Source organism: Pseudoalteromonas sp. A601 (assembly GCF_002165575.1).
GTDB lineage: Bacteria > Pseudomonadota > Gammaproteobacteria > Enterobacterales > Alteromonadaceae > Pseudoalteromonas.
The window spans coordinates 1-23,473 of sequence record NZ_MXQF01000019.1 but is presented as its reverse complement, the minus strand read 5'-3'; the positions used below and the strand labels follow the sequence as shown (position 1 = coordinate 23,473).

At 40.0% G+C, this 23,473-nt stretch carries 22 protein-coding genes; 14 read left to right on the top strand and 8 right to left on the bottom strand.

Annotated features, from left to right (window positions below; translation table 11 throughout):
- Positions 1-6: 6 nt before the first annotated feature.
- The 3 genes from B5G52_RS15565 to B5G52_RS15555 all read left to right on the top strand — a co-directional run bounded on the left by B5G52_RS15565 (position 7) and on the right by B5G52_RS15555 (position 3,528).
- Positions 7-2,106, top strand: coding sequence for a TonB-dependent receptor (locus B5G52_RS15565; protein WP_087533566.1), 2,100 nt, complete (start codon positions 7-9; stop codon positions 2,104-2,106).
- Between the two features lie 287 nt (positions 2,107-2,393).
- Positions 2,394-3,092 carry a M15 family metallopeptidase gene (locus B5G52_RS15560; protein ID WP_087533565.1) on the top strand — a complete coding sequence of 233 codons (699 nt, stop codon included), beginning with the start codon at positions 2,394-2,396 and terminating at the stop codon, positions 3,090-3,092.
- A 226-nt stretch (positions 3,093-3,318) separates the two neighbouring features.
- Complete coding sequence (locus tag B5G52_RS15555; RefSeq protein WP_004587186.1) at positions 3,319-3,528, top strand: cold-shock protein; 210 nt, start codon at positions 3,319-3,321, stop codon at positions 3,526-3,528.
- Between the two features lie 107 nt (positions 3,529-3,635).
- Here B5G52_RS15555 and B5G52_RS15550 read toward each other — a convergent pair whose 3' ends face one another.
- Both B5G52_RS15550 and B5G52_RS15545 read right to left on the bottom strand, forming a co-directional pair.
- Complete coding sequence (locus B5G52_RS15550; RefSeq protein WP_087533564.1) at positions 3,636-5,792, bottom strand: M3 family metallopeptidase; 2,157 nt, start codon at positions 5,790-5,792, stop codon at positions 3,636-3,638.
- A gap of 12 nt (positions 5,793-5,804) precedes the next feature.
- Complete coding sequence (locus B5G52_RS15545; protein WP_087533563.1) at positions 5,805-6,710, bottom strand: endonuclease/exonuclease/phosphatase family protein; 906 nt, start codon at positions 6,708-6,710, stop codon at positions 5,805-5,807.
- 204 nt (positions 6,711-6,914) lie between these two features.
- Between B5G52_RS15545 and B5G52_RS15540 the strand changes: the two genes are divergently transcribed.
- Positions 6,915-7,628, top strand: a complete 714-nt coding sequence (locus tag B5G52_RS15540) for an ABC transporter substrate-binding protein (protein WP_087533562.1) — start codon at positions 6,915-6,917, stop codon at positions 7,626-7,628.
- 10 nt (positions 7,629-7,638) lie between these two features.
- Here the strand turns inward: B5G52_RS15540 and B5G52_RS15535 are convergent, their stop codons facing one another.
- From B5G52_RS15535 to udk, 3 genes are all read right to left on the bottom strand, one after another.
- The gene (locus tag B5G52_RS15535) at positions 7,639-8,358 is read right to left on the bottom strand and encodes an ABC transporter substrate-binding protein (RefSeq protein WP_087533561.1); all 720 of its coding nucleotides are present in this window, start codon (positions 8,356-8,358) and stop codon (positions 7,639-7,641) included.
- 185 nt (positions 8,359-8,543) lie between these two features.
- Positions 8,544-9,767 (bottom strand): NupC/NupG family nucleoside CNT transporter, encoded by a 1,224-nt coding sequence (locus B5G52_RS15530; protein WP_087533560.1) that lies wholly within the window; start codon positions 9,765-9,767, stop codon positions 8,544-8,546.
- 19 nt (positions 9,768-9,786) lie between these two features.
- Positions 9,787-10,416 carry a uridine kinase gene (gene udk, locus B5G52_RS15525; RefSeq protein ID WP_087533559.1) on the bottom strand — a complete coding sequence of 210 codons (630 nt, stop codon included), beginning with the start codon at positions 10,414-10,416 and terminating at the stop codon, positions 9,787-9,789.
- A 192-nt stretch (positions 10,417-10,608) separates the two neighbouring features.
- Between udk and B5G52_RS15520 the strand changes: the two genes are divergently transcribed.
- From B5G52_RS15520 to B5G52_RS15500, 5 genes are all read left to right on the top strand, one after another.
- Complete coding sequence (locus B5G52_RS15520) at positions 10,609-11,841, top strand: phosphopentomutase (protein WP_087533558.1); 1,233 nt, start codon at positions 10,609-10,611, stop codon at positions 11,839-11,841.
- The gene (deoD, locus tag B5G52_RS15515; RefSeq protein ID WP_087533557.1) at positions 11,841-12,542 is read left to right on the top strand and encodes a purine-nucleoside phosphorylase; all 702 of its coding nucleotides are present in this window, start codon (positions 11,841-11,843) and stop codon (positions 12,540-12,542) included. The genes B5G52_RS15520 and deoD overlap by 1 nt, the downstream gene beginning before the upstream one ends.
- Before the next feature lie 359 nt (positions 12,543-12,901).
- Positions 12,902-13,642: a ferredoxin--NADP reductase gene (locus B5G52_RS15510; RefSeq protein WP_087533624.1), complete on the top strand. Its 741-nt coding sequence runs from the start codon at positions 12,902-12,904 to the stop codon at positions 13,640-13,642.
- An 80-nt stretch (positions 13,643-13,722) separates the two neighbouring features.
- Positions 13,723-14,478 carry a nuclear transport factor 2 family protein gene (locus tag B5G52_RS15505; protein ID WP_140394337.1) on the top strand — a complete coding sequence of 252 codons (756 nt, stop codon included), beginning with the start codon at positions 13,723-13,725 and terminating at the stop codon, positions 14,476-14,478.
- A gap of 17 nt (positions 14,479-14,495) precedes the next feature.
- Complete coding sequence (locus B5G52_RS15500) at positions 14,496-14,816, top strand: hypothetical protein (protein WP_087533556.1); 321 nt, start codon at positions 14,496-14,498, stop codon at positions 14,814-14,816.
- On the opposite strand, the gene B5G52_RS15495 is transcribed toward B5G52_RS15500, so the two are convergent.
- Positions 14,813-15,700, bottom strand: coding sequence for a tetratricopeptide repeat protein (locus tag B5G52_RS15495; RefSeq protein WP_087533555.1), 888 nt, complete (start codon positions 15,698-15,700; stop codon positions 14,813-14,815). The two genes, B5G52_RS15500 and B5G52_RS15495, sit on opposite strands and share 4 nt — an antisense overlap.
- 594 nt (positions 15,701-16,294) lie before the next feature.
- Between B5G52_RS15495 and B5G52_RS15490 the strand changes: the two genes are divergently transcribed.
- From B5G52_RS15490 to B5G52_RS15480, 3 genes are all read left to right on the top strand, one after another.
- A complete protein-coding gene (locus B5G52_RS15490) occupies positions 16,295-17,743 on the top strand; it encodes an NYN domain-containing protein (RefSeq protein WP_176372563.1) in 1,449 nt (482 codons plus the stop codon).
- Positions 17,744-18,007: 264 nt separating this feature from the next.
- On the top strand, positions 18,008-18,670 hold the full coding sequence (locus B5G52_RS15485) for a hypothetical protein (protein WP_087533553.1): 663 nt from the start codon (positions 18,008-18,010) through the stop codon (positions 18,668-18,670).
- A gap of 132 nt (positions 18,671-18,802) precedes the next feature.
- Positions 18,803-20,083, top strand: a complete 1,281-nt coding sequence (locus tag B5G52_RS15480) for a lipopolysaccharide assembly protein LapB (RefSeq protein WP_087533552.1) — start codon at positions 18,803-18,805, stop codon at positions 20,081-20,083.
- A gap of 83 nt (positions 20,084-20,166) precedes the next feature.
- Here B5G52_RS15480 and B5G52_RS15475 read toward each other — a convergent pair whose 3' ends face one another.
- Positions 20,167-21,057: a nucleotidyl transferase AbiEii/AbiGii toxin family protein gene (locus B5G52_RS15475; protein ID WP_087533551.1), complete on the bottom strand. Its 891-nt coding sequence runs from the start codon at positions 21,055-21,057 to the stop codon at positions 20,167-20,169.
- Positions 21,058-21,582, bottom strand: coding sequence for a type IV toxin-antitoxin system AbiEi family antitoxin (locus tag B5G52_RS15470; RefSeq protein WP_087533550.1), 525 nt, complete (start codon positions 21,580-21,582; stop codon positions 21,058-21,060).
- Positions 21,583-22,232: 650 nt separating this feature from the next.
- On the opposite strand from B5G52_RS15470, the gene B5G52_RS15465 reads away from it, so the two are divergent.
- Both B5G52_RS15465 and B5G52_RS15460 read left to right on the top strand, forming a co-directional pair.
- Positions 22,233-22,622, top strand: a complete 390-nt coding sequence (locus B5G52_RS15465; RefSeq protein WP_087533549.1) for a nucleotidyltransferase domain-containing protein — start codon at positions 22,233-22,235, stop codon at positions 22,620-22,622.
- Entirely contained in the window at positions 22,615-23,034 is a 420-nt protein-coding gene (locus B5G52_RS15460; RefSeq protein WP_087533548.1) for a DUF86 domain-containing protein, read from the top strand. Before B5G52_RS15465 ends, B5G52_RS15460 begins: the two co-directional genes overlap by 8 nt.
- Positions 23,035-23,473 lie beyond the last annotated feature (439 nt).

The window sequence follows — 23,473 nt, the reverse complement described above, 5'->3', positions numbered from 1 at the left end:
GACAACATGCGCCTTTCAAAACTGGCTTTATGTATTGCCAGTGTTTCACTACCAGTGATTGCACAAACAAACCTATCAGAACAACCAAAACTCACAACAACGCTTGATGCTGTTACGGTTACTGCAACCCGAACAGAAAAGACCGCGTTGAGCTCTTCGCAAGCTGTGAATGTTATCAGCGCAGAAAATATTGAAGATGTGCTCGCAACAACCGTATTTGATAGCTTGATTGCTGTACCCAATGTAACGGCCACCGGGGGGCCGAGAGCCGGAGGGCAAAAGTTTAGTGTGCGTGGCTTTAACGATGCTGAAGATGTGCTTGTAAGTGTTGACGGCGCCATTCAAACTTTTGAAAAGTACCGAATGGGCAGTTTTTTTGGTGATGCAGACTTATACCGCACTGTCAGTATTAAACGTGGTCCAAGTACCGTATTACATGGTGGTGGTGCGCTCGGTGGTGTGGTCGAAATGGAGCTCAAAGATGCCAGTGACTTTTTAGAACCCAATCAAACTGCGGGCGCAAAAATTAAACTAGGGCATCACAGCAATAATAACGAAAACAATGGTAGCGTTTATGCGTATGCTCGGCCCACCGATTCTCTGGATATTTTAGCCGCGTATATTCGACGACAAAGTGATGATTTTGAATTGTCTAATGGCGAAGCACTCGACAACTCTGCAATCGAAGCCGAGTCTTTATTGCTTAAAGGTGAGTATTACTTAACGGATGACTCATTAATTGGACTTTCATATAGCCAAAGTGAAGACAGTCAAAGAACAGAATTTAATACCACAGATCCGGGTGCTTGGGGCACAATTTATCGTAAAGTAAAGCAATCCGTTACTAATCTTAGTTATGAGTTAAACCCGGCTAATAACAAGTACCTTGATTTAGCTGTACGCTTTGGTAACAGCCAAAGTCATGTAACTGAAAGTGATGGTCAAGGCATGTTGGAAGATTATATTGGCGTAGAGTCTCATTATGAATACAACATCAATACGCTCGATATTATGAACACCAGTGTAATGGGTATGCATGCACTTACTTACGGTGTACAGTATTCAGACAAAGAACGTGTAGGTGATAAGCAAAGTTATCCATGCTTAGAGTACAATATGCAAACATTCGCCTGCATCAACTACAGCCCAGAATTAACTTATAGTCTAATGACCTCGCAACCAGGTGGCGAACAAAAACGCATTGGCGTGTATATTCAAGATGAATTTACCTGGCAGGCACTTACATTAACGGCTGGCGTAAGATATGAAGAATACCGCACCAAACCAACCGCATTGTTAGCTAACAACTTCGCAAAGCTAGACACCAAAGTCGAGCATTCAAAGGTGGTTCCTGCTGTCACAGTAAATTATCAGTTCACTGATGAGTTTGCTTTGTTTGCCAGCTACCAAGAAGGCTTTAGAGCACCATTAATTGATGAATTATATGATTTATATGATGGCCGTAACCCTAATTTAGAGCTAAATACTGAAAATAGCCAAAACCAAGAAGTAGGCATGAGCTATCAAACGGATAATGTGTTCTCTTATCGAGACTCATTAACTGGGCGCGTTGTTTATTTTGACACCCAAGTTGATGATGAAATACAGTCAAATACCAGCTCTGCAACCAACCCAGCTCCAGCACCTCGCTACAACAACAGCGGTAATAATGACCGTGATGGCTTTGAGCTTGAAGTGAACTACGCTCACTCAATAGGCTATTTAAACCTTGCTTATAGCAAAATATCAGGTGAAGACCAAGACGGTGCGCCACTATGGTATTTACCCGCAGATAAACTGGCACTCACGGCTGGTTTATTTTTCTTCGACGAAGCGCTACGAACAGGTATCAGCGTTCAGGATGTTGCTGCACGAACTGTTCTAGCCTATGACGGGGTAACCCGATCATATAAAGAAACACAACAAGCCAGTTATACCCTAGTCGGTTTGAATGCTAACTGGGATGTTAATGATTATTGGAGTGTACGTGTCGCGGTAGATAACTTGCTCGATAAAGAATACCAAGTAATGGCCGGTACGGGTGGTGCAATTGGTGATTATGGCGTAGGGCGTAACATTAAAACCCAAGTTAGCTTTAAATTTTAATCTTAATACACCTCAAGGTGGAAATTGCTTTGAGGTGATTTGGAGCTAAAGCTCTGCTTGGGATGCTAAGCAGAGTCTTAGCCAACATGAAGCAGAGAAGATAACTTTATTTGAAGAACCGCAGAAAAGTATTATTAGCAAAGAGAATTCAGTTATGTCAGCACTTACGCCATTTGCAGCGAGCAGCTTAGCGTCTGTAATTCTTAATGTCAGGTAATAAATTATTTGCATAAATGTAAAAATGTGCAATATTATGGTTTTAATATAACAACCTATAAAGTTGCACCATGCTTTTAAATCTCTGTTTTAAATCAATTTCATTATTCACAGCTATTTACTTTATAAGCCCAGCCGTAAATGCTGACGAAGTTGGCACTAAAACCAAGCGTGACGAATTTGTAGATATAGCGACGGTAATACCAACAGCTATATTTGATATTCGTTATTACAGTGCTAACAACTTTGTTGGTCAACCTGTTGATGGTTATAAAGCACCTAAATGTTTATTACATAAAACAGCGGCAAAAGGGTTGCAGCAGGCACATAAACAAGCGCAGCAAGCTGGGTATAATTTAAAAATTTTTGATTGTTATCGACCACAGCGCGCGGTTGACCATTTTGTACGCTGGGTTAATGACGAAAGCGATACCAAAACCAAACCTGAGTATTACCCAAATTTAGGCAAAGATAAGTTATTGGGAGGGTATATAGCTGCCAAGTCTGGCCACAGCCGTGGCTCGACAATTGATTTAACACTTACAAATGCGCAAGGAAAAGAGCTAAATATGGGCTCCTTATTTGATATGTTCGATACCATTTCAAATACCGACGATGAACGTATTAGCGACAGTGAAAAAGCCAATCGTTATTTACTAAAAAATATTATGATGGCCGCAGGGTTTGCTCCATATTCAATGGAGTGGTGGCATTTTACCTATAAGCCACAAGCGTACCCAGATACCTATTTTGATTTTGTAGTGCAGTGACATCGCTGAAAGTTATTATATAAAGAGTAATAAAGTTATTGACATAACACAGTAACTCTATATAGTAGGCCTCAGCTAGAAAGAAAGCATGTAATTTATAAATCTCCATTTCGTTGTTGTATAAGTAATACTTGTAGTACCGTCCTGAAGTTTTTAAGTACCATCTCATTTTTTGCTACACCCGCCCATATGGGCACTATTTTTTATTTTATATCAGGATATTACAATGTCTAACATCGTATCAGGTACAGTTAAGTGGTTCAACGAGTCTAAAGGTTTTGGTTTCATCGAGCAAGAAAACGGTCCAGACGTTTTCGCACATTTCTCAGCAATCAAAAGCGAAGGTTTCAAAACTTTAGCTGAAGGCCAACGTGTAGAGTTCACTCTTTCACAAGGTCAAAAAGGTCCACAAGCGGATAACATTACTCCGTTATAATTTTTACTTTAATTAGTAAAAACAAAAAGCGCTTTTATAGCGCTTTTTTTGTGTCTGAAATTTAGTAAAGAGTAAGCAAGTATTTAAACTTGCTCATTCTTATATAGCTAGTTTACGACTGTTGTGAGTCCTCTACGTTTTAATAACGCACTTGTATTAGGCTCTTGACCTCTGAATGCTTTATACGACTCCATAAGATCACGAGAATTACCTACTTCTAAAATTTCTTTACGGTATTTGTCACCAATTTCACGTTTTAAACCACCTTCATCTTGTACGAAAGCGTAGGCATCTGCGGCTAGAATCTCACTCCACATGTAAGCGTAATAACCTGCAGAGTAGCCGCCACCCATAGAGTGTGAAAAGTAAGCTGATTTATAGCGTGGCGGTACGTATGGTACATTCACATTATGTTTGGTTAGGGCATCTTGCTCAAAATCTACCACATCTTGTAGTGGTGCATCAGCTGGCAGTGAGTGCCATTGCATATCTAAGAGTGCAGCTGCTACATACTCTAGTGTGTCGAAGCCTTGATTGCAGCTACGCGATTGTATTACGTTTTTAAGTAAGTTTGCAGGTATGGGTTCACCTGTTTTGTAGTGTTTTGCATAGTTGGCAATAACTTCCGGGTGCATTGCCCAGTCTTCTTCAAAGGTAGATGGAAACTCTACAAAGTCGCGCGATACAGAGGTACCAGATAAACTAGGGTAGGTAACATTAGACAACATGCCATGTAACCCATGACCTAGCTCATGAAAAATCGTTGTTGCTTCGTCATAGCTAATCAGTGTTGGTTCGCCTTCGGCCGCTTTTTGAATATTCATAACATTAACAACAACCGGTTTTTGCTCTAACAATCCTGATTGTTTTACGAATGAACTCATCCATGCTCCGCCACGTTTGCCTTCTCGAGCAAAATAATCAGCATAAAAAATGGCAAGGCTTTTACCGTCATGATCAAATAGCTCATATGTTTTTACATCAGGGTGATAAACAGGTAAATCAGTGCGCGGTTTAAACGTGACGCCATAAAAACGGTTCATGGTATAGAATACACCGTCTTCCAGTACTCGGTTAAACTCGAAATATTCTTTTACTACTGATTCATCTAAGTTGTATTTTTCTTTACGTACTTGCTCTGCGTAGTAAAACCAATCCCATGGCTGTAACGTAAAATCATTTTCAGATGCTTTTATTTGTTCTTCAATTGCGCTTGCTTCAGCATGTACGTTCTGCAGTAGTTGTGGAACCATGGTTGCGAACATATCGAAAACAGCTGAAGGTTGCTTTGCCATTTGCGCATCTAAGCCATATTCAGCATAACTGTTATAACCTAATAAGGCTGCTTTTTGTGCTCTTAACTTTGCCAGCTTAGGGACTATCTCGCTGTTGTTATGCTCTCCTGATAAAGCTCGCTTGCTAGAAGCTCGCCAAATTTTTTCACGTAATGGCCTGTTTTCTAATGATGCAAGAATGGGTTGGCGTGTGGTATTGGTTATTTTAATTAAGTATTTACCTTTATGCCCAGCTTCAGTTGCTGCATTGGCATATTGCTGAATTTGGTTCTCAGTCAAACCGGCTAAATCACTTTTACTATCAACGATGACTACATTGCTTTTTGAAAGTGCTAATAAGTTTTGCCCAAACTGAGTTGTTAAGCTCGATAAAGCGCTATTAATGTCGCGAATTTTTTGTTGCTGTTGTTCATCAAGCTTAGCGCCCGCGCGAATAAAACGTTTATAGTAAACGTCGAGCAACCGAGCTTGTTCAGCAGTCAAGTCAAGGTTTGCTGATTGTTGATGAAGCGTTTCAACCTTTGCAAACAATGCTTTATTTAGAAATATGTCATCACGGTGAGCGGCAAGTTTAGGAGCCAGCTCTTGTTGAAGGGCTCGCCTAGCAGGGTTTGAGTCTGTGCCAGACAGATTAAAAAAAATACTGCTAACTCGCCCTAATAACTGTCCACTTTTTTCTAATGCAACAATAGTGTTATTAAAATTAGTCGGTGTTGTATCGTCAATAATACGTGTTACTTCTGCTATTTGTTGTGACATTCCTTGGCTGAATGCCGGTGAGAAATGCTCATCTTTTATTACTGAAAAGTCAGGTGCATCATATTGCAAAGGACTTTGTTCCATCAGAGGGTTGGCATTTTCTGCTGTTGTTACTTGCTCTGCAGCGGGCGTACTTTTGATATTTTCGGGCTCTGAGCAGGCTGTTAAAAATAATGCCGAGCTAATGGCTGTTGCTAAAATTTTTTTCATTTTTTTCTCTTGTTAGTGAATGTTAAAAGTTGCACTTAATGCACAGTGATCGCTCAACATAGTCTTGGACGGTTGTGCGTATTTGTGAAACATGACAGGGGATATAGAAAGCATATCAGTCATTGCTGATGATGAAATGATATGGTCGATAGGAGCAGGGTATTTAGGGTGACAACTTATCTGGCCATCGCTGAGTACTGTTAGAGTATTGTTTGTAGATGCCGTTACAGCGTCAAGCAAAACGTTGCGAAATTTATTGTTTTTATCTGCTAAGTGATGATTAAAGTCGCCCAGTATCAGCCATTTATCATCATTACCTAGCTGACTAACAACATGTTGCTTAAGAATATCGGCTTGTTTTGCGAATACCTGGCAGCTTGTACTATCGCTTTGGCTATAATCTTGGGTAAAGCAGCCGCTTTTAAGATGTAAATTTAATAGATTAACCGTTTGATTATTATATTTAAGCGAGAGCTGTAGGCCCTCTCTAACCCCTAACTTAACCGCTGAAAGTGATATTAAGTGTTGTGAGTTGGTTACCTGAATTGATTTTTTTACTGCAAACGCGACTTTCTGTTGTGTTGATAGGTTGCCATTACCACGGCAGGTGTAACTAGGTGAGTCAGCACGCGATGACATAATTATTTGCCATTGTTCAGGCTTAAATATGCGTGCAACAGCAGCCTCTGAAGCTACTTCTTGTAGTGCAAACACATCCGCATCGATAGTCTTTACGTACTGGCTTAATTGCTTATAGTCACTTTCTGTGCGGACCTTACAACCCAAGTTACCGTCGCTTGCGAGGTGCTCTAAATTCCAGGTTGCGACAGTTAGCTTACTTGATGAATACGGGACGCCTGCGCTGCAACCGAATAAACCTAAGCTTGAAGCTAAAAGTAAAATGTTAATTTTTTTCATTAAATATAAATTGTAAAAGGTATTTTAAGTAATGTTATATTATATCTAATCTGTTTTGCAAGTAGCTTGCGATAGACGTCTATCAAATAAAGAGTGCCGTTTTTATAGAGTTATTTGACGAGGTGTCTTATGATTAAGTATCTTTAATTCTGAGATGGGAATGGCGCTATATTTATTCGACATAGTTTTGCGTGCTTATTATTAATGTGCAGCCACATTGCATACGCTAAGCCAGTACTCACAATCTATACCGAGCAATTTCCTCCTTATAACTTCTCTAATAAGGGGCAATTACAGGGAATAAACCTCGATATAACTCAGGCACTTTGCCAGCGAGTGAAGGTAGAATGCAAATTTGAGCTATTGCCTTGGACGCGTGCATATAATTTAGCACAAAGTAACCCAACTGCAGGGGTTGTGTCTACAGCCCGTACAGAGCAACGTGAAGACCTATTTCAATGGGTTGGACCACTTGTATCATCACGTACATTTTTTTACCGTTTAGCGACGAATAAACATATTAATCCAACAGACTTAAACCAAGTTAGTGCGTATTCGCTAGGCTTAGTAAGCGGCAATATTTATGAGCAGCTGGTCTATGAAGTGGGATTTGAAACAGATAAAAACCTATTACAATTTGCTCATCATTACGAATATATTAATCTGTTTTTTAAAAATAAAATAGATTTGATTTTAGGCTCTGAATTAGTTTTAGATTATCAACTGCAGCAATTTGGTCACGGCGGCAAAGAAGTAGTCAAACTAGTTGAGCTGCCAGTTGAAAAGCTTGGTGGAAATTACTTGGCTTTTAATAAAGCGGTCCCCAAGGAAATCGTAGAGCAATTTAATCTACAATTAAAAGCGATGAAAAAAGAAGGAAAAGTGGAGTCGTTTAAAAGCCTTTATATACATAATTAAAGCGAAAAAACTATTTACTACTAAGTAATGCATGATATTGAGCTGTTATTTTTACTTCTTCAAAGGCGCTTTTTAATTTATTGACCATGGCGGAATCCATATTAATATTAGCCGCTAGGTATCCCGCCACTGCTAGCTCATCAATTGCGTAAACAAAACTAATTTTATCTGTATCAATAGCAAGTTGTTCACTCATTACACTCAGGTAATTTTCATCATCAATAATTAAATCTACCTTTTTGGCCAATAACAAGTGATACGACTTTTGAATATCACTAGTTAGTACGACTGAGAAGCCATATTTAGTTAGCACGTTATACGCTAAGTCATTGCGCTGTACAGCAACGTTGTACTGCCTTGCCTGTGATAAGTTATTGATGACAATATCATGGCGCTTTGTGAGCTTAACAAAGCCTAATTTAAATTTCGCTACGGGGCCAATCCAATGAAATAGAGGCTCACGATTTACTGTTCGTGCAAGGCTGTAGATAAGTGTATTTGGATGAGTGCGGGCCATTTTATAGGCGCGTGCCCATGGGTAAATCTCAATGGCAGCATTAATACTTGCCTTATTTAAAATGAGTTTAACTATATCAGTACTGTAGCCGGTAACGCTATCGTTTATGCGAGTTTGATTAGGTGGGGATAACTCAGTAACAACCTTAACAGAGGGTTGAGCGAGACTAACTGGTATAAATAATAATAGCAGTAAATACACTAAAGACCGCATGAAGTCTCCTCAAAATTAGGTTGTATTTTGAGTATAGTAATAAAGTGAGAGTAATGAAAAGTGAAGGGCCTAAAACGATAAAAGGGCCTTGCGGCCCTTGGTGAAGTATCGTTCAAGTCAGATAGCTCTTTAACCCCTTAAAGGGCTATCCTATTGTTTTGCAACTAAGGCTCATCTCAAAGTTTCTAAGCTAGCGAGAGGAAAAAACCTGCAATTGCGGCGCTCATCAGGTTAGCCATAGATCCTGCTAACACTGCTCTGAGCCCTAAGCGTGCGATATCCTTTCGCCGACTAGGCGCCATACCGCCTAATCCACCTAGTAAAATGGCTATCGATGATAAGTTAGCAAACCCACATAACGCGAATGTGACAATCGCTTGTGTGTGCGCACTTAACGTATCGCGATAATTTATAAAGTCTAAGTAAGCAACAAATTCATTTACTACTAACTTTTGACCAATAAAACTGCCGGCTATAATTGCTTCACTCCACGGTACGCCAAGCAACCAGGCTACCGGGGCAAATATATAACCCAAAATTTCTTGTAGTGTTAGTGCCGGGTAATCGAACCAACCACCAATACCACCTAATAAACCGTTCAACAGCGCGATTAAAGCAACGAATGCTAGTAACATCGCACCCACATTGAGTGCCAAATGCATGCCGTTGGCAGCGCCTGATGCTGCTGCATCAATCACATTTACAGGCTTATCTTCATTATCTTCAAGATCAGCCAATGTGTCTTTTGGGGTTTCGGTCTCTGGCACGATCATCTTCGCCATTAAGAAACCACCCGGTGCAGCCATAAAGCTGGCAGCAATTAAATACTTAAGTTCTACACCAATAATAACGTAACCGGCCATTACTGAGCCTGCCACAGTAGCTAGGCCACCAACCATAACTGCAAACAACTCAGACTTGGTCATGGTTGCGATAAATGGTTTTACTATCAACGGTGCTTCAGTTTGACCAACAAAGATATTGGCGGTCGCTGAAAGCGATTCTGTACGCGATGTTTTTAACAGTTTTTGTAAACCACCGCCGAGGATTTTTATAATCCAATCCATAATGCCAATGTGGTAAAGCACTGCAACAAGGGCAGAGAAAAACACAATAACCGGCAAAACTTGTACCGCAAAAATAAACCCTAAGGTATCTTGGCTCGCAAGGGGACCGAATAAAAACGATATTCCGTCATTTGCAAAACCAATTACCGATGATACGGCTTTTGACATGCTCACTAAGGCGTTTTTTCCTGCTTCAAAAAACAGTACAAACCCGCCAATAATAAATTGCATGGCAAACGCAATACCAACCGTTCTTAAACTAATTGCTTTGCGGTTGGTTGAGGCCGCAAAAGCAATGCCTAGCAGCACACACATGCCGACTAAGCTCATAAATGTTGTCATGTTTGGTTATTTCCCGTTGTTATTTTTGCAGTAAATATTTTATTTTACTTTTAATTATATCAATCGCAACACGATTCATGCCGCCACGTGTGACCACTAAATCAGCATTGTGCTTTGAGGGCTCAATAAACTGATAAAACATTGGTCTCACTGTCGCTTGATACTGTTCAACAACGGACTGTAATGTTCTGCCTCGTTGCTCCATATCACGTTGCATACGGCGCATTAGGCAAATATCAAGCGGTGTATCTATAAACACTTTGATATCAAATTCTTTATTTAGCGCTTTGTCGCTGAGCAGTAAAATACCTTCTACAATAATTATTTCAGCTGGCATAACAGGCCGTGTTTTATCACTGCGTGTATGCTGCGCATAATCATATGTTGGAACTTCGACTGCTTCTCCATTGCGTAATTTTGTTAGATGCTCACACATCAATTCATGTTCAAACGCATCTGGGTGGTCGTAGTTTGTTTGCGTACGATGGGCAAACGGTAGATGCGATTGGTCTTTGTAATACGCATCTTCTTCGATCACGGCGATAGCGCCTGGTTCAAGCTCATTAACCAATTCATTATAAATAGTTTGGCTAAAAAGAGATTTGCCCGACGCAGATGCGCCAGCAATGGCTATTATTGTTCGTGTCACTAAAGTTCTCATCCACACAGAAGGTATATATTGTTGGTAGATCACAATAGCAAAAAAGACACGAATAATCTCTCTTGCTTCGCTTTAAGATGTGAAATTTATAATGTTTAGGTTTTATGAAACAGGACTTATGTCCTGTACGGTAAAAAGCAACAACAGATAAAGTAGCTCTATTGGATAAACGAGGTGAGTATGGCAAGAGCAATTATATTGATGGCAGACAGCTTAGGCATAGGCGCAGCCCCCGACGCTGATAAGTTTGGCGATACCGGAGCGAATACATTTGCCCATCTGCTAAAAGCTTACTCAGAAAAAACTGGCGAAAAACTTTCTCTGCCTAACTTATCGTTACTAGGTTTAGTGGATGCATGTGAAGCGGCAGGTAATGAACCTTGCCTAGTTAGCGACCGTCAAACACCGATTGCGGCTTGGGGCTACGCTAAAGAGCTTTCAAGTGGCAAAGATACACCATCAGGTCATTGGGAAATGGCTGGTGTGCCAGTGTTATTCGACTGGGGTTATTTCCCAAATACACAACCTTGTTTTCCGCAAGAATTTATTGACGAGCTAATTGCTCGTACGGGAATTCCTGGCATTTTAGGCAACTGCCATGCATCAGGAACCACCATTTTAGAACAGCTAGGTGAAGAGCATGTAAAAACAGGTAAACCAATCTGTTACACCTCAGCTGATAGCGTGTTTCAAATAGCCGCGCATGAACAAACTTTCGGTCTAGAAAAGCTTTATCAGGTCTGCGAAATCACACGGGCGCTGCTTGATGAAATGAACATAGGACGAGTGATTGCGCGGCCATTTTTGGGTTCGACTAATCAAGACTTTGCCAGAACAGGTAATCGTCGTGATTATTCAGTGTTACCGCCAGCGCCAACCTTGCTAGATAAGCTAGCAGAAGATGGCGGCGAAGTAATAAGCATTGGTAAAATTGCAGATATTTATGCACACCAAGGTATTACGCAAAAGCACAAAGCCCCAGGATTACAAAACTTACTAGAAAAAACATCACAGGTGATGGCGTCAGCGCCAGATCATAGTTTGATATTTACAAACCTTGTTGATTTTGATGAAAAGTTTGGCCATCGTCGCAACCCTGTAGGGTATGCAAAAGCACTTAAAGAGTTTGATGATTATTTACCAACAATACTTAAGCAGCTTAAGCCAGACGACGTACTAATTATTACAGCGGATCACGGTTGTGATCCCACATTCCCGGGCAGTGAGCACACCCGCGAATATGTACCTGTACTTGCTTATCGAGCTGGGCTTGAAAATACCCCGCTTGGTGAACGTGCTAGCTTTGCAGACATAGGTCAAACCCTTGCCCAGTGGTTTAACTTACCTGCACTTGACTATGGTGAAGGCTTTATAACAAAGCTAAAAGCACCAATTGTAAAAGGAAACGAATAATGAGTACTCCGCATATCGAAGCGAACAACGGTGATTTTGCCCAAACGGTATTGATGCCAGGTGATCCACTACGTGCGCAATATATTGCAGAAAACTTTCTTGATGACGCAGTAAAAGTAACTGGCGTTCGTAATATGTATGGCTTTACTGGAACCTACAAAGGTAAGCCTGTCAGCATTATGGGTTCTGGGATGGGTATTCCATCTATGTCAATTTATGCCCGTGAATTGATAGTGAGCTACGGCGTTAAAAATCTTATTCGTATCGGCACCTGTGGCGGTATTGGCAGCGACATAAAAATTCGTGACGTTATATTCGCACAAGGTGCCAGCACTGATTCTAACGTAAACCGTGCTCGCGTACGTGGTTATGACTTCTCTGCTATTGCTGATTTTGACCTACTATTAAATGGCGTTAATGCGGCTAAAGAGCTCGGTATTAAAGCAAAAGTAGGTAACGTTTTTACCACCGACACCTTCTATCAAGCCGACAACACCTTTTATCAAGAGCTTGATAAATTAGGTATGTTAGCCGTTGATATGGAAACTGCTGGCTTATATGGTGTTGCTGCTGAGTATGGCGCAAAAGCAATGGCCTTATTTACCGTAAGTGACCACGTGATCACTGGCGAAGCCACGCCAAGTGAAGAGCGTCAAAGCACATTCAATGAAATGGTTAAAATTGCACTAGAGTCTGTGTAATAAAACAATGTAAAAAGTTCCTTGGTAACGTATTCGCTTTGTTTGGAGACACGCCCAAATACAGTGAGACTAACCTCCCAAAGCCGCCTAGTAACTCTAGGCGGCTTTTTTTATGAAAACAAGCCGTAAGCTATCAGCTTTCAGCCATCAGTTTTTAAACGATCATTAAACCATTTGCAGATTCTAGCTCATTAATCTATTGACAGTAATTAATGAGCTTTTATTGTGATCTGACCGCTGACCGCTGACCGCTGACCGCTGACCGCTGACCGCTGACCGCTGACCGCTGACCGCAAACATTGACACCTCTCATTACCTTTGCCACTGTTATATAAAGCAATAACTAAAGGAGAATGGTTGTGTCGAACTGGGTTGAAGCAAAGGTTAAAGATAGTGTTTGGTGGACAGATAGCCTATTTAGTTTAATTGTAAATGCTGATGTGGAGCCATTTAAAGCTGGGCAGTTTACTAAGTTGTCGGTGATGATGGATGACAAGCGTATTGCCCGTGCTTACTCGTATGTAAACGCACCAAGCTCTCTCGATTTAGAGTTTTATCTTATTAACGTGGCAGATGGTTTATTATCACAACAATTAGCCAAGCTTAAATCTGGCGATACGGTGATGATAGAGTGTCGTGCCAGTGGCTTTTTTACACTTGATGAAATACCTGCCAGTAAGCAACTGTGGATGCTGAGCACGGGGACTGCAATTGGCCCCTATTTATCCATACTTGAGCAAGGCGATGTATGGCAGCAGTTTGAAAAGGTCGTATTAGTACATGGCGTACGGTTAAATGCGGACCTCAGTTACCAAACAAAAATTACGCGATTACAACAACAGTACCCACAATTACAGTATGTAAGTGTTGTGAGCCGTGAGCAGCCTATACAAGGGTTGCACGGACGAATAACAGAGCATATTGCTAATGAAACCTTATTTAACCATTGCCAGTTAGTGCCAACACCAGACACAGCGCAATTTATGATTTGTGGTAACCCTGAAATGGTCAAAGACACCAGCGCTATTTTAATTGATAAAGGTTACAGCCGTAACCGGCGTAGAGATCCTGGACAAATAACGGTAGAACAATATTGGTAAATACGTAAATCGGAGGATAAAACTATCCCCTAGGCATAATTTTTGCTATTTTAGCGGTTCTTAAATCACTCGGAAACAGTATGAAATCGTTACTTTTTGCAGTTAGTTTACTTTTATCTTGGCAGCTAGTCTCGGCCGAGGCAGAGCAGAAAAAAGAAGCTGATAAAAAACAGCAAAGCAAGCAAACGCAAACGACATCGCCTGCGTCACAAGACAGTGTGGCGGTGATCACCTTAACGCCTGAAAAAGCTGAGCAATCAGAGCCCACTGATATCGAGCCTACACAGCCTATTGTTGTTGATCCTAATAAAGATAATTTGATTGAAGTGGTTGATACCAGCAAGGTATTAGGTAACGAAGCAGCAAAACCAGCAGAGTTACCAAAAACACAGCAAGAGAAAGCGCAAGCTATAGCACAAGCTGATCAAGCGGTAGCGCAAGCCAAACAAGCATTAACGTTAAAACAGCAAGCTAAAGCTAAACAATCTCGCGAGTCACTGGCAGTAATCGAGCAATTAATTAAAGCGTATAATGCCCGTAATATTGAAGCATTCGTGAAAATGTACGATGAAAACGTTGAGTTTTATGCTTTTCCTAACGAGTTATTATTTAAAGGAAAAGAAAAACTAATTGCTCGCTACGGCATTATGTTTAAAAAGCTAAAATGTATTAAATCATCGCCAATTAAACGCATCGTATATGGCAATATTGTGATTGATCATGAGCTATCAGAAACTTGTTCAACGGATGCAAAGGTGGTTGATAAACGTGCTGAGTTTGTATCGAGCTATGAAATCGAAAATGGCAAAATAACCAAAGTACTGTTTTTTAGATAAGATTATGAGGTGAAGCAATGCAGCTAAGTGACGATAAAAAACTTTATTTACTTTATCGTGTAGAGCCCGGCTGCCTTGGCCCTACAGGTGCGCAGATGATAGAAGCATTCTGTGAATATGCTAATCAACAGCTTAGCGCACCGAGCTTCGCACAATATCACTTCACACCACGATTTGATAAGTCAAAAGCTGAGCGCCAGTACAGTGTTAATTCAAAATTACTGTCAGAGCAACATGCACATGCTTATCTTGCTCACTTCAATACGAATAAAGATGATTTCGAAGAGCTGCTCGACGAACAGCTCACCCAAGCCATTGACAGCTTTTTACAATGTTAACTTTCACCAGCTAAGATAATATTAAAGCTGGTGTTGTCGTGTAAGCTGGCAAATGCACTTTCGTGTAACAGTTCATTGCGCAGGTTTGGTGAGTATTCGAGCGCCATTTTAATATCAGCAAGCGCATCAGCATGTTCATGTGTTAATGCATATGCACAAGCACGCTGCCAATAAGCATAGCCATAGTCACTATCGATATCTAAAGCTTGGTTACACAGCTCAATTGCTTGTTCTGTTTCATTCAACTCAAGTAAAGCGTCGGCTTTATAAGCAATTGCCTCTACATCTTCTGGTTTGCGGTTTAATATTTCATCAAAAATCTCAATTTTATTTGATACATCACTTTCTAAATTTGCCCGCATCCATAATGAATGAACTTCATTAGTGACAGAGATCTTCTCTTGGTTTTTTAGGATCTCCTCAGATCGTTCCCGCAGTTTCTCTTCAAAAGTGTTTAAACGCGCTTCATATTCGTTGGTGATCACGCTGACACGGGTATTAACAATGTCTTCAACCTTATTTTTTACATCACGCAATGAGTTCCAACCAACTAATACTAAAATCGATGCTGTGGCTGTGATGATAAAAAACACATTATTTATTGTGTCTGTAGTGTAGGTTAATGCTCTATCTGCGGTATCTAATTGGGCATGGGTCACTTGCTTTGTGACATCTTCACGGAGTTTTTGCTGATCTTGACGAACGGCTTTTAGCTCATCGAGTATATAACGCTCCATAAGCGGTTTAAACATGGGCTCCTGCACTTGCGCTAACGCTTGCTCTTGTTGTTGCTCAGTAGGGGTTGGGCGCGACTCTTGAGCACTCGCATGCATTGAGCCTAACAGAACAAAAAAGAGTGTAACCAGTAAAAAATTTTGACGCATAGTGCTGCCTAGTAATTAGATTTTATTCAACATTAAATACAAAGTTGTATTCAACTAGTAGTGGAACTTTAACATGACTACAGGCGAGTAACTAGGCAAATAAAAGGCAAAAAAAACCAGCTCGGGGGAGAGCTGGTAAAACTGCTTAAACAACAAAAATGTCGTCAGGGGTATCAACAGGAGTAAGTGTGCACAATACCTAAGTTTAACTGAACAATGTCTTAATATTTAAAGTGTTATAAAAAGTGTTTGTTAAAAAGGAGCCAGATAGTTTTGACTAACCTAACTCGGCTTACAAACATCTACCTTTTGTTCCATGACTAGGGCGTGTTGACCTTTCGTGATTAAATCGCCCCTAGATTGAAAAAATTTCAATCCACAACGGTCAACACGCGCTAACCACGTAAAATGTAAAAAAGTTGCGAATTATACCGATGAGATAACGTTTTGGGTAGCGAATCAGAGGCTTTCAGCTATATAAATAGAAATAAAATTACAAGAGAAGAAAAACAATCTGATCGGATCAGTTAAAACTAAAAAAAACCAAGTAACTAGCGTATGTTGACACAAAGGTTTATGTTTTTGAGGTGGCAAATGCAAAGTAATACTGCGGTTTATTTAGATTTCGACAATGCATATTTATGTATAAAAAAACAATATAGCAAAGACCTCGCCGATCGCTTTATAAAGCAGCTCAGTCACTTTTTGTGTCGATTTCAAGGTACCAGAGAATACAGCTCAAAAAGAGCATATATTAATGATAATGCATTTTCAGACTATATAGAGCCCCTTATTTGCGCTGGATTTTCAATTACATCATGCCGGCCAATAACACTGCAGGGTAAAACCGTGGCTGATACTGAAATAACGGTTGATATGACAACGGCAATATTTACAAATCCTAACCTCAACGAAATAATGATCATGAGCGATGATGCCGATTTTATACCTGCGCTCAGACTCGCTAAATCGAAAGGTAAAAAAGTAACCATTGTTAACTTTAGCCACGCAACAAAAAGGTACTTAGAATACGCAGATGAAGTTATAAGCATTGAGCAGGTTTTAGAAGGTAACAAGCTTACTACTATGCCACCTAAAGCCCTCAAATCAAAAATACACAAAAATGTACCAGCACAAACAAATCAAGAACTTGAAATCATTATTCAAGCTTATATGGCAAAAGGACTTCCATTACTGATCACCGATTTTTTGATGTGCAAAATAATTCCCGAGCATTTACTAGAAGACATAAGTCCAAAAGAACTAATAGCATCACTCAACATAGCACCTTATGTTTTATATAAAGGAATTATCTACGACCCTTCTGTGTATCAAATCATTTCTAAGGTTGTAACAATGAAAGCCTACAGCCCAAGGTTGATAAAACATACGCAACCAGATTGTATAGACTATCTAAATAAGCTTGAGAGCACTCACCCCACCCACTATAAACACCTCAAAGCTTGGCTACTAACTAAAGTTGCTCCAGAGCGAGCTGTAAAAATAACTAATTTGTTAAGTAAAGCAAACGCACCAATCTTTTTAAGAAGTTTAAGGTGGTTAGAGGACCCATTTGCAAAGCTACTTTGGCAAAGGCTACTACCTTCAGGATACACGGTTAACAGTGGCTTTATTTACTGCCCCGAGAGATTTTATGTTAATGAAAATAAATGCTTACCTCGAGTAGATTTATTGCCCGGCGCACTTTCGAAGTTAACAGCGCTACCAAGCTACCCCAAACGAGTTTACATACATATGTTTAATTTTTTAGCTGAGGGGGTTCAACGCTTTATAGTGTGTATTAATGCATTAAGTAATTTTGTAAAACAACGATTAAAAATGAAAGGGGCAAATTTCACCATGGCGCAAGTAAAGCATGTGGTTAATTTACTACAAAATTTAGGACACTACTTTTCAAATAATGATACACCAGATGTTTTTACAAAGATTATAGCGTCACACTGTAAAAACCAATACAGAGCTAAAAAATTAGTTTTAACAGCTCAAGAAAAAGATCAAGTAAAGCAGTGGCTACGAGTATAAAGTACAACAAAGGGAGTGTTATTGTTTTAAACTAAATCCTTGATATTAAGCCTGTTTATAACGCTGAATAGTACAAAATAGATGCAAGCGCAGGGCCGGGAATTAGCCTTAGCGCCTGGTCACCTCCCTAAAATCAAATGCCTTGATCGTATCTATAGAACGTCATCTATGACAGCAATCAGCCTTATCAGTGCAGTGCCCCATAACCTACTTTGAGTATTTAATAAATAACGGCTGTCGTTAACGCTTATTACTGAATAAAAAATGCAACGGGTATTCACCCATGAAGAGCTAATAAGCACCCCACAAGGTGGTGAGTTTACTAGCTACCCAAGCGATGGCGCCTGTGAAAATACCCGAGGTCAAGTATTTACTAAACCAGGAACATACACATTCCGATATTCAGCAACCGATTTAATTGACGATGCGCCACAGTATGATTTTGTAGTAAAAGTAGATCCGATTGCTGAAGCTACAGGCGTTCGTTTACGCAGCTTAAATGATGACAACGAAAGTTTATGGCAGCCATTACCATATGAAAATATTCCGCCATTTGCGAATGACTTTTATGCCAGTGGTAAGCCTTTCCTTGAAGAAGGCTTTGTTAGATGGTCAATCACAGCAGTCGATGCAGATTACACCATTGAAAACTTACAGGTACGTCATATCAATGGCGATTTAGATAGCTTAACACCGCGTTTTGAAAACTTAAAAGATAAGCAAGTGATAGCACAAGGCGGATCTGTTGAATTTAAAACAATACTGCCGGCTGTACCTTGTATTCGTAACGAAGAAGCGTCTGAAGGCTTTCATTTTTCTTTCAATATTAAAGAAATACCTGAAATCACCTTTGTTTATGAAACATGGCGCACAGCAAATAAATCGAGTCTACTTAATGAATGGACTGAATGCGAAGTTCAAGAGTGATCACGCTTAAATTTAAACGATAAAACCCAGAGTAAGTACTCTGGGTTTTGATTAAAAATTTCGAGTTCTAACCTTGTAACCTTTAAGCCAATAGGTACACTAGAGCCAATTTACAAAAAAATAAGTCAAATTATGTCGCCCGCCAAAATTCGTAATGATGTTATTAAATTAAGTGCATTAAGTGAGAAAAAGCCTGATTACTATTTTATTCAAGGTTATTTTTTAGGGTTAGGCTTACTGCCCGACTTAATAATGCCCAGCCAATGGCAGTCAGACCTATTAGGTGACATTAATTTTACAACAGACGCTGAGTTAAAGTACCTCGAAAGCCTGATGGAAAATTACAATAACAGCATGCATAAAGTGATGACCGAAGACCTTAAAATGCCCACTAAATGCAGCTTATCGAAAACCGACTACCGCGATTCACTCAAAGCTAATATGCCACTGCCTAATTACTGTAAAGGGGCATTACAGGCACTTAAATTTATCGATAAACGCAGCCTAAATAAACACCAAAAAGACCTGCTAATGAGTTTAAACGAAGTACTGAGTGCATTTAGCTCTGAACAAGCTGCAGTTAAAAAATTTGCTGACAACCAAGGCCTAGCGCAAGCCTATAAAAAGAACTACAGCTATTTTGTAGCCGATGTGCTTTATAGTGTTCGTTTTATTGAAGATCCCAGCTGGACAGATGAAGACGAAGCCGCGTTTAACGAACAATTTGCGGAAGAGTTTGCAGGTGAACACCACAACGATGACTTTGCTGGTAAAGTGCTCGACGACGAAGTAATTGATCAATTAATGGAAGCAATCCTTAGCGATTTTACTCCAAGCGCATTTGAACCTATAGCAGCGTTACTGGAACTGTTTGAAGGTATTATTACAGAGCAATACATAGCACAGAACCAAGGCCACTTTTGGCTGATCCACGAAACACGCCCTTATATGATGTTACGAGCGCATCGTGCACAAATTAACGCATTACAAGGTAACATACAATACGCTATTGACGAATTTGAAGCGCTTTGGCAACTAAACCCCATGGATAATCAAGCTAATCGCCACTGGCTAATGAATTGCTACATTATTAAAGGCCAGTGGCCAAAGCTGGATGCGTTTTTAGCCGACTTCGACAGCGAAGAGATCCATGCCACAGCAAGCCGCGCCTTGAGTGAGTTTCATAAACATGGTGACTCTAGCAAAGCTAAGCAATACAAAAAGCAACTTAAACAGCTTAATAAGCATTTTATAAAAATACTCACCGGACAAGAAAAACTAAAATCTGAGGAGTTTCATTTTTACAGTCCAGGCAGTAAAGAAGAAGTGGGTATATACCTAAATTCACTTGGCAAACAAGCTTGGATCTCCGTGCCGGGTAGTTTGTTTTGGTTACGAAAAAAAGAGCAATGAGAAGGCAAAAAGCTACGAGCGACAGGTTGTGGATACTGGTCTACAAAAAATTACCCATTAAGTGCTTTTTTGTAAACTTGAAGTTAGCTCCCCATATCAAACTCATTTTTTTTAATATCATTGTTAAGCAAAGGGAATGACATATTTTTGATTTCTGACTGTACATATGGCCAATAATCAGGGTTATCGATTGTTCTTTCTTTGATTTGATTTGGAATGAAACGGCTCATTTCAATATTGAAGTCTTTACGAACTTCATCGTCATGCTGTAGCTTGTCTAATTGAATAGTCAGTGCCTCAATAAAGTCTTCGTTGGTTTTACCCCTAGCCGCAAGCTTTTTATTGATCAGTTGCTTAGATACCGCAACACCTCTTTGTTTTATCCATACTATATCCCATACATCGCGCGGTTTAATGCGCCTAGCACGGTAGGCTAATGTAATAAACTTGTCTGCAAGCGTTTCCGTTAATGATTGTACAGGGATCAGCAAACCTTCTGTTGGCGCGACAATATTATAGTGATTTATTAATGGTCTTTTTTCGATATCAAATGACGGGATAGCGCAAACATCTATATGCATTTTTTGGCGGGGAAGATCAGGACGATTACTTTCTTTTTCGATACTTATTTTCCAAGATGAAGTATTAGCTTGATTATCTTCAGCTGGTTTATTTACCCATACCTGTACTTCATATTTATTTTGTATGTATTTTTGGATTTCAACTTCTAAGCCATTGAAGTCGCTCGGCTTGAAGTCATGCCCACCATTAAAATCTAAATCCTCAGATAATCTAGAACTGTTATGGCACAAACGAAGTGAGGTGCCACCAATAAAAGTAAGCGAAGGCATAACACCTTGTTTTACCATTGCAGCCATAATGTCGTGATGAAGAATTTCTTTTTCAATCACAGGCGTGACGCCAGCGTACTCTGGATTTGCAGCTATAATTTGGCGTATATATTCTGTTAACATTTAGTTCTCCAGCATGTGTACGTTGCGATTACAGGCTTTTAGATCTGCAATCGCTTGCAGCGTATTTGCTCGGTACATCTTGATGCTTTTATCGAAATATAGGTTTTTCGCAAATTTATCAATTGGTTTTTTTGTATGGGTCAGCTCAATAACACCATACGGAGTTGAAAATGTACCACTACGGCCTTTCGTTATTACTGTTAGCCTATCCATTAATATTTGCGAAATATCGCCCGTGTAACTGAGCTGGCTTTCTAGGCTTATGTAATTTAAAACATCGCCACGTAGCTTTTTAACTATTTTATAAATAGCGGTGGTTGGATCAGGTGGCGTGAGCGTGCTTTCAAAAATACCATTGCAGACCCTTCTTAATAGCCCTTTATTAACATTATCAGTCAGAAACTTAGTGAACGCAGGCGTGGGTTTTTCAGACATCATAAAAGCCAATTCAGCACTGGTATGAATACCGCCACCTGCTTTAACAGAGCTAGCTAGTGTTGCTAATAATCTTTCTGTTTTATTCATTAGGTCTACAATTTCACACTTGGAATGTTATTAATTGTAGACCTCGAACTTAATTGAAGCAAACTAGAATTTAGATTAACTCTAGTTTGACTTGTATTTTCATCTAGCCCTCGTACTTATATCACCCTATAAACCGACTTCGGGCAATGAGCAACGAGCTGCGCGCATACCTAGCTCCTTTGCTAGAGCCTAGCCATTTTTTTGCACAAAGAGAAGACAATGAGAGTAAATGAGCAGACAAAAGACCGAGGGCAACGGGCTGCGAACATCGGGCTTCGAGCGACGAGTAACGAATACAGCCTAGCCGCTAGTCACTTTCTTAGAACCTAGTGCCTGTCACTTCCTTAGAGCCTAGCAGCTTTTTCGATCTGTGATTCCTTAAAAACCTTTTTACCACCGAGGCGCTTCGCTACACTGAGAATGGAAACCATGATTTTGGGCGACGGGCTGCGAGCATACCTAGCTCCTAGTCACTTTCCTAAAACCTAGGGCCTTTGTGTTCCCTCTAAAGCGCAGCGCCTCATAACCTCTTTGTGAATAAATCACTTAAAAATCATTTTGCACAAATAAAAGTGTATTATCAGTTTTTGTGTTCACTGTAAAACTGATAGGTTATGATTATCCCTGTGTTTTATTAATGGTTTTGTATTGTGGGAAATAATATTTTTCAAAAAATAATTAAATACTTGCAACAAAATAGCGATGTTGAGGTTGTTTGGTTATACGGCTCCCACGCCAAAGGCACGGCGCAACCCCATAGCGATATAGATCTTGCCATCGCTTTTAAAAACTTTGAGTTAAGCTCATTCGATAAACGACTTAGACCAAAAGAGCTCGAGCTTGAAATCAGCAATGCACTTAGCTTGAACGAACAGCTAATTTCAATTGTTGATATAAACTTAATCCCAAGTTACCTTGCATTCAATGTAGTAGAATACGGGCAGGCCATTTTAGGCAAAAATAGCTTGAGAGCTATGAAAGAGCAGCAGCGTATTTATAGCCAATTTGAGTTTGAGACGATAGCGAGTAAGCATGACTGATACAGGAATATCACTTTATATTAGTGAAGTAACACGGCATATCGACGAATATATGCAAGAGCTGAACGAATTAAGCCAAGTCGAACAGCTTAATAGTCGAGATTACCGTGCCGCAGAGCGTTTGTTACAGTTGATGACAGAAGTCTGCATTGGTTTGGCAAAACATTGGCTTAAAAAACATAAAAGCAGTACCAGCAGTAACGCCTACCAAACATTTAGTGAATTAACACAGCTTGGAATTTTAACCGATGCAGAGTTGCTGTCATGGCGTAAAATAATTGGTTTACGCAACGCCCTTGTGCATGATTATTTGAATATAGATCAAGAAATAGTAAAAACGATTATCAAAAAACAACATTATGTAACTATGCATGCGTTTAGCTTAAAAGCGATAACTGAGTTAGCCAACTGACATTATAAAATGCAGCGGGGTTCGCGCGGCGAGCTACGGGCTACGAACACATCTAGCTCCTAGTACCTTTTACTACCGTAGGAACAAGCTTTAGCTGTGATTGTTTTAAAATCAATTTCACCACCGAGCTCACCGAGGCGCCGCGCTTCACTGAGAATGGAAACCATTGCTTCGGGCGACGGGCTGCTAGCTTCGAACACGTCTAGCTCCTAGTCACTTCCCTAGAACCTAGTTTTCATATTTTTCCTCTTTAGCGAAGCGCCTCATAACCTCTGTGGTGAATAAATCACTAAAAGATCTATTTGCACAAAGAGAAGTGAATGAGAGTAAATGAGAAGACAAAAGCTACGGGTTTTGAGCTACGAGCGACGAGCTACGTGATAATCCTAGAATCTAGCGCCTTTATTTTGTAGGAGAGCGCTTTAGCGCCGATTGGCTT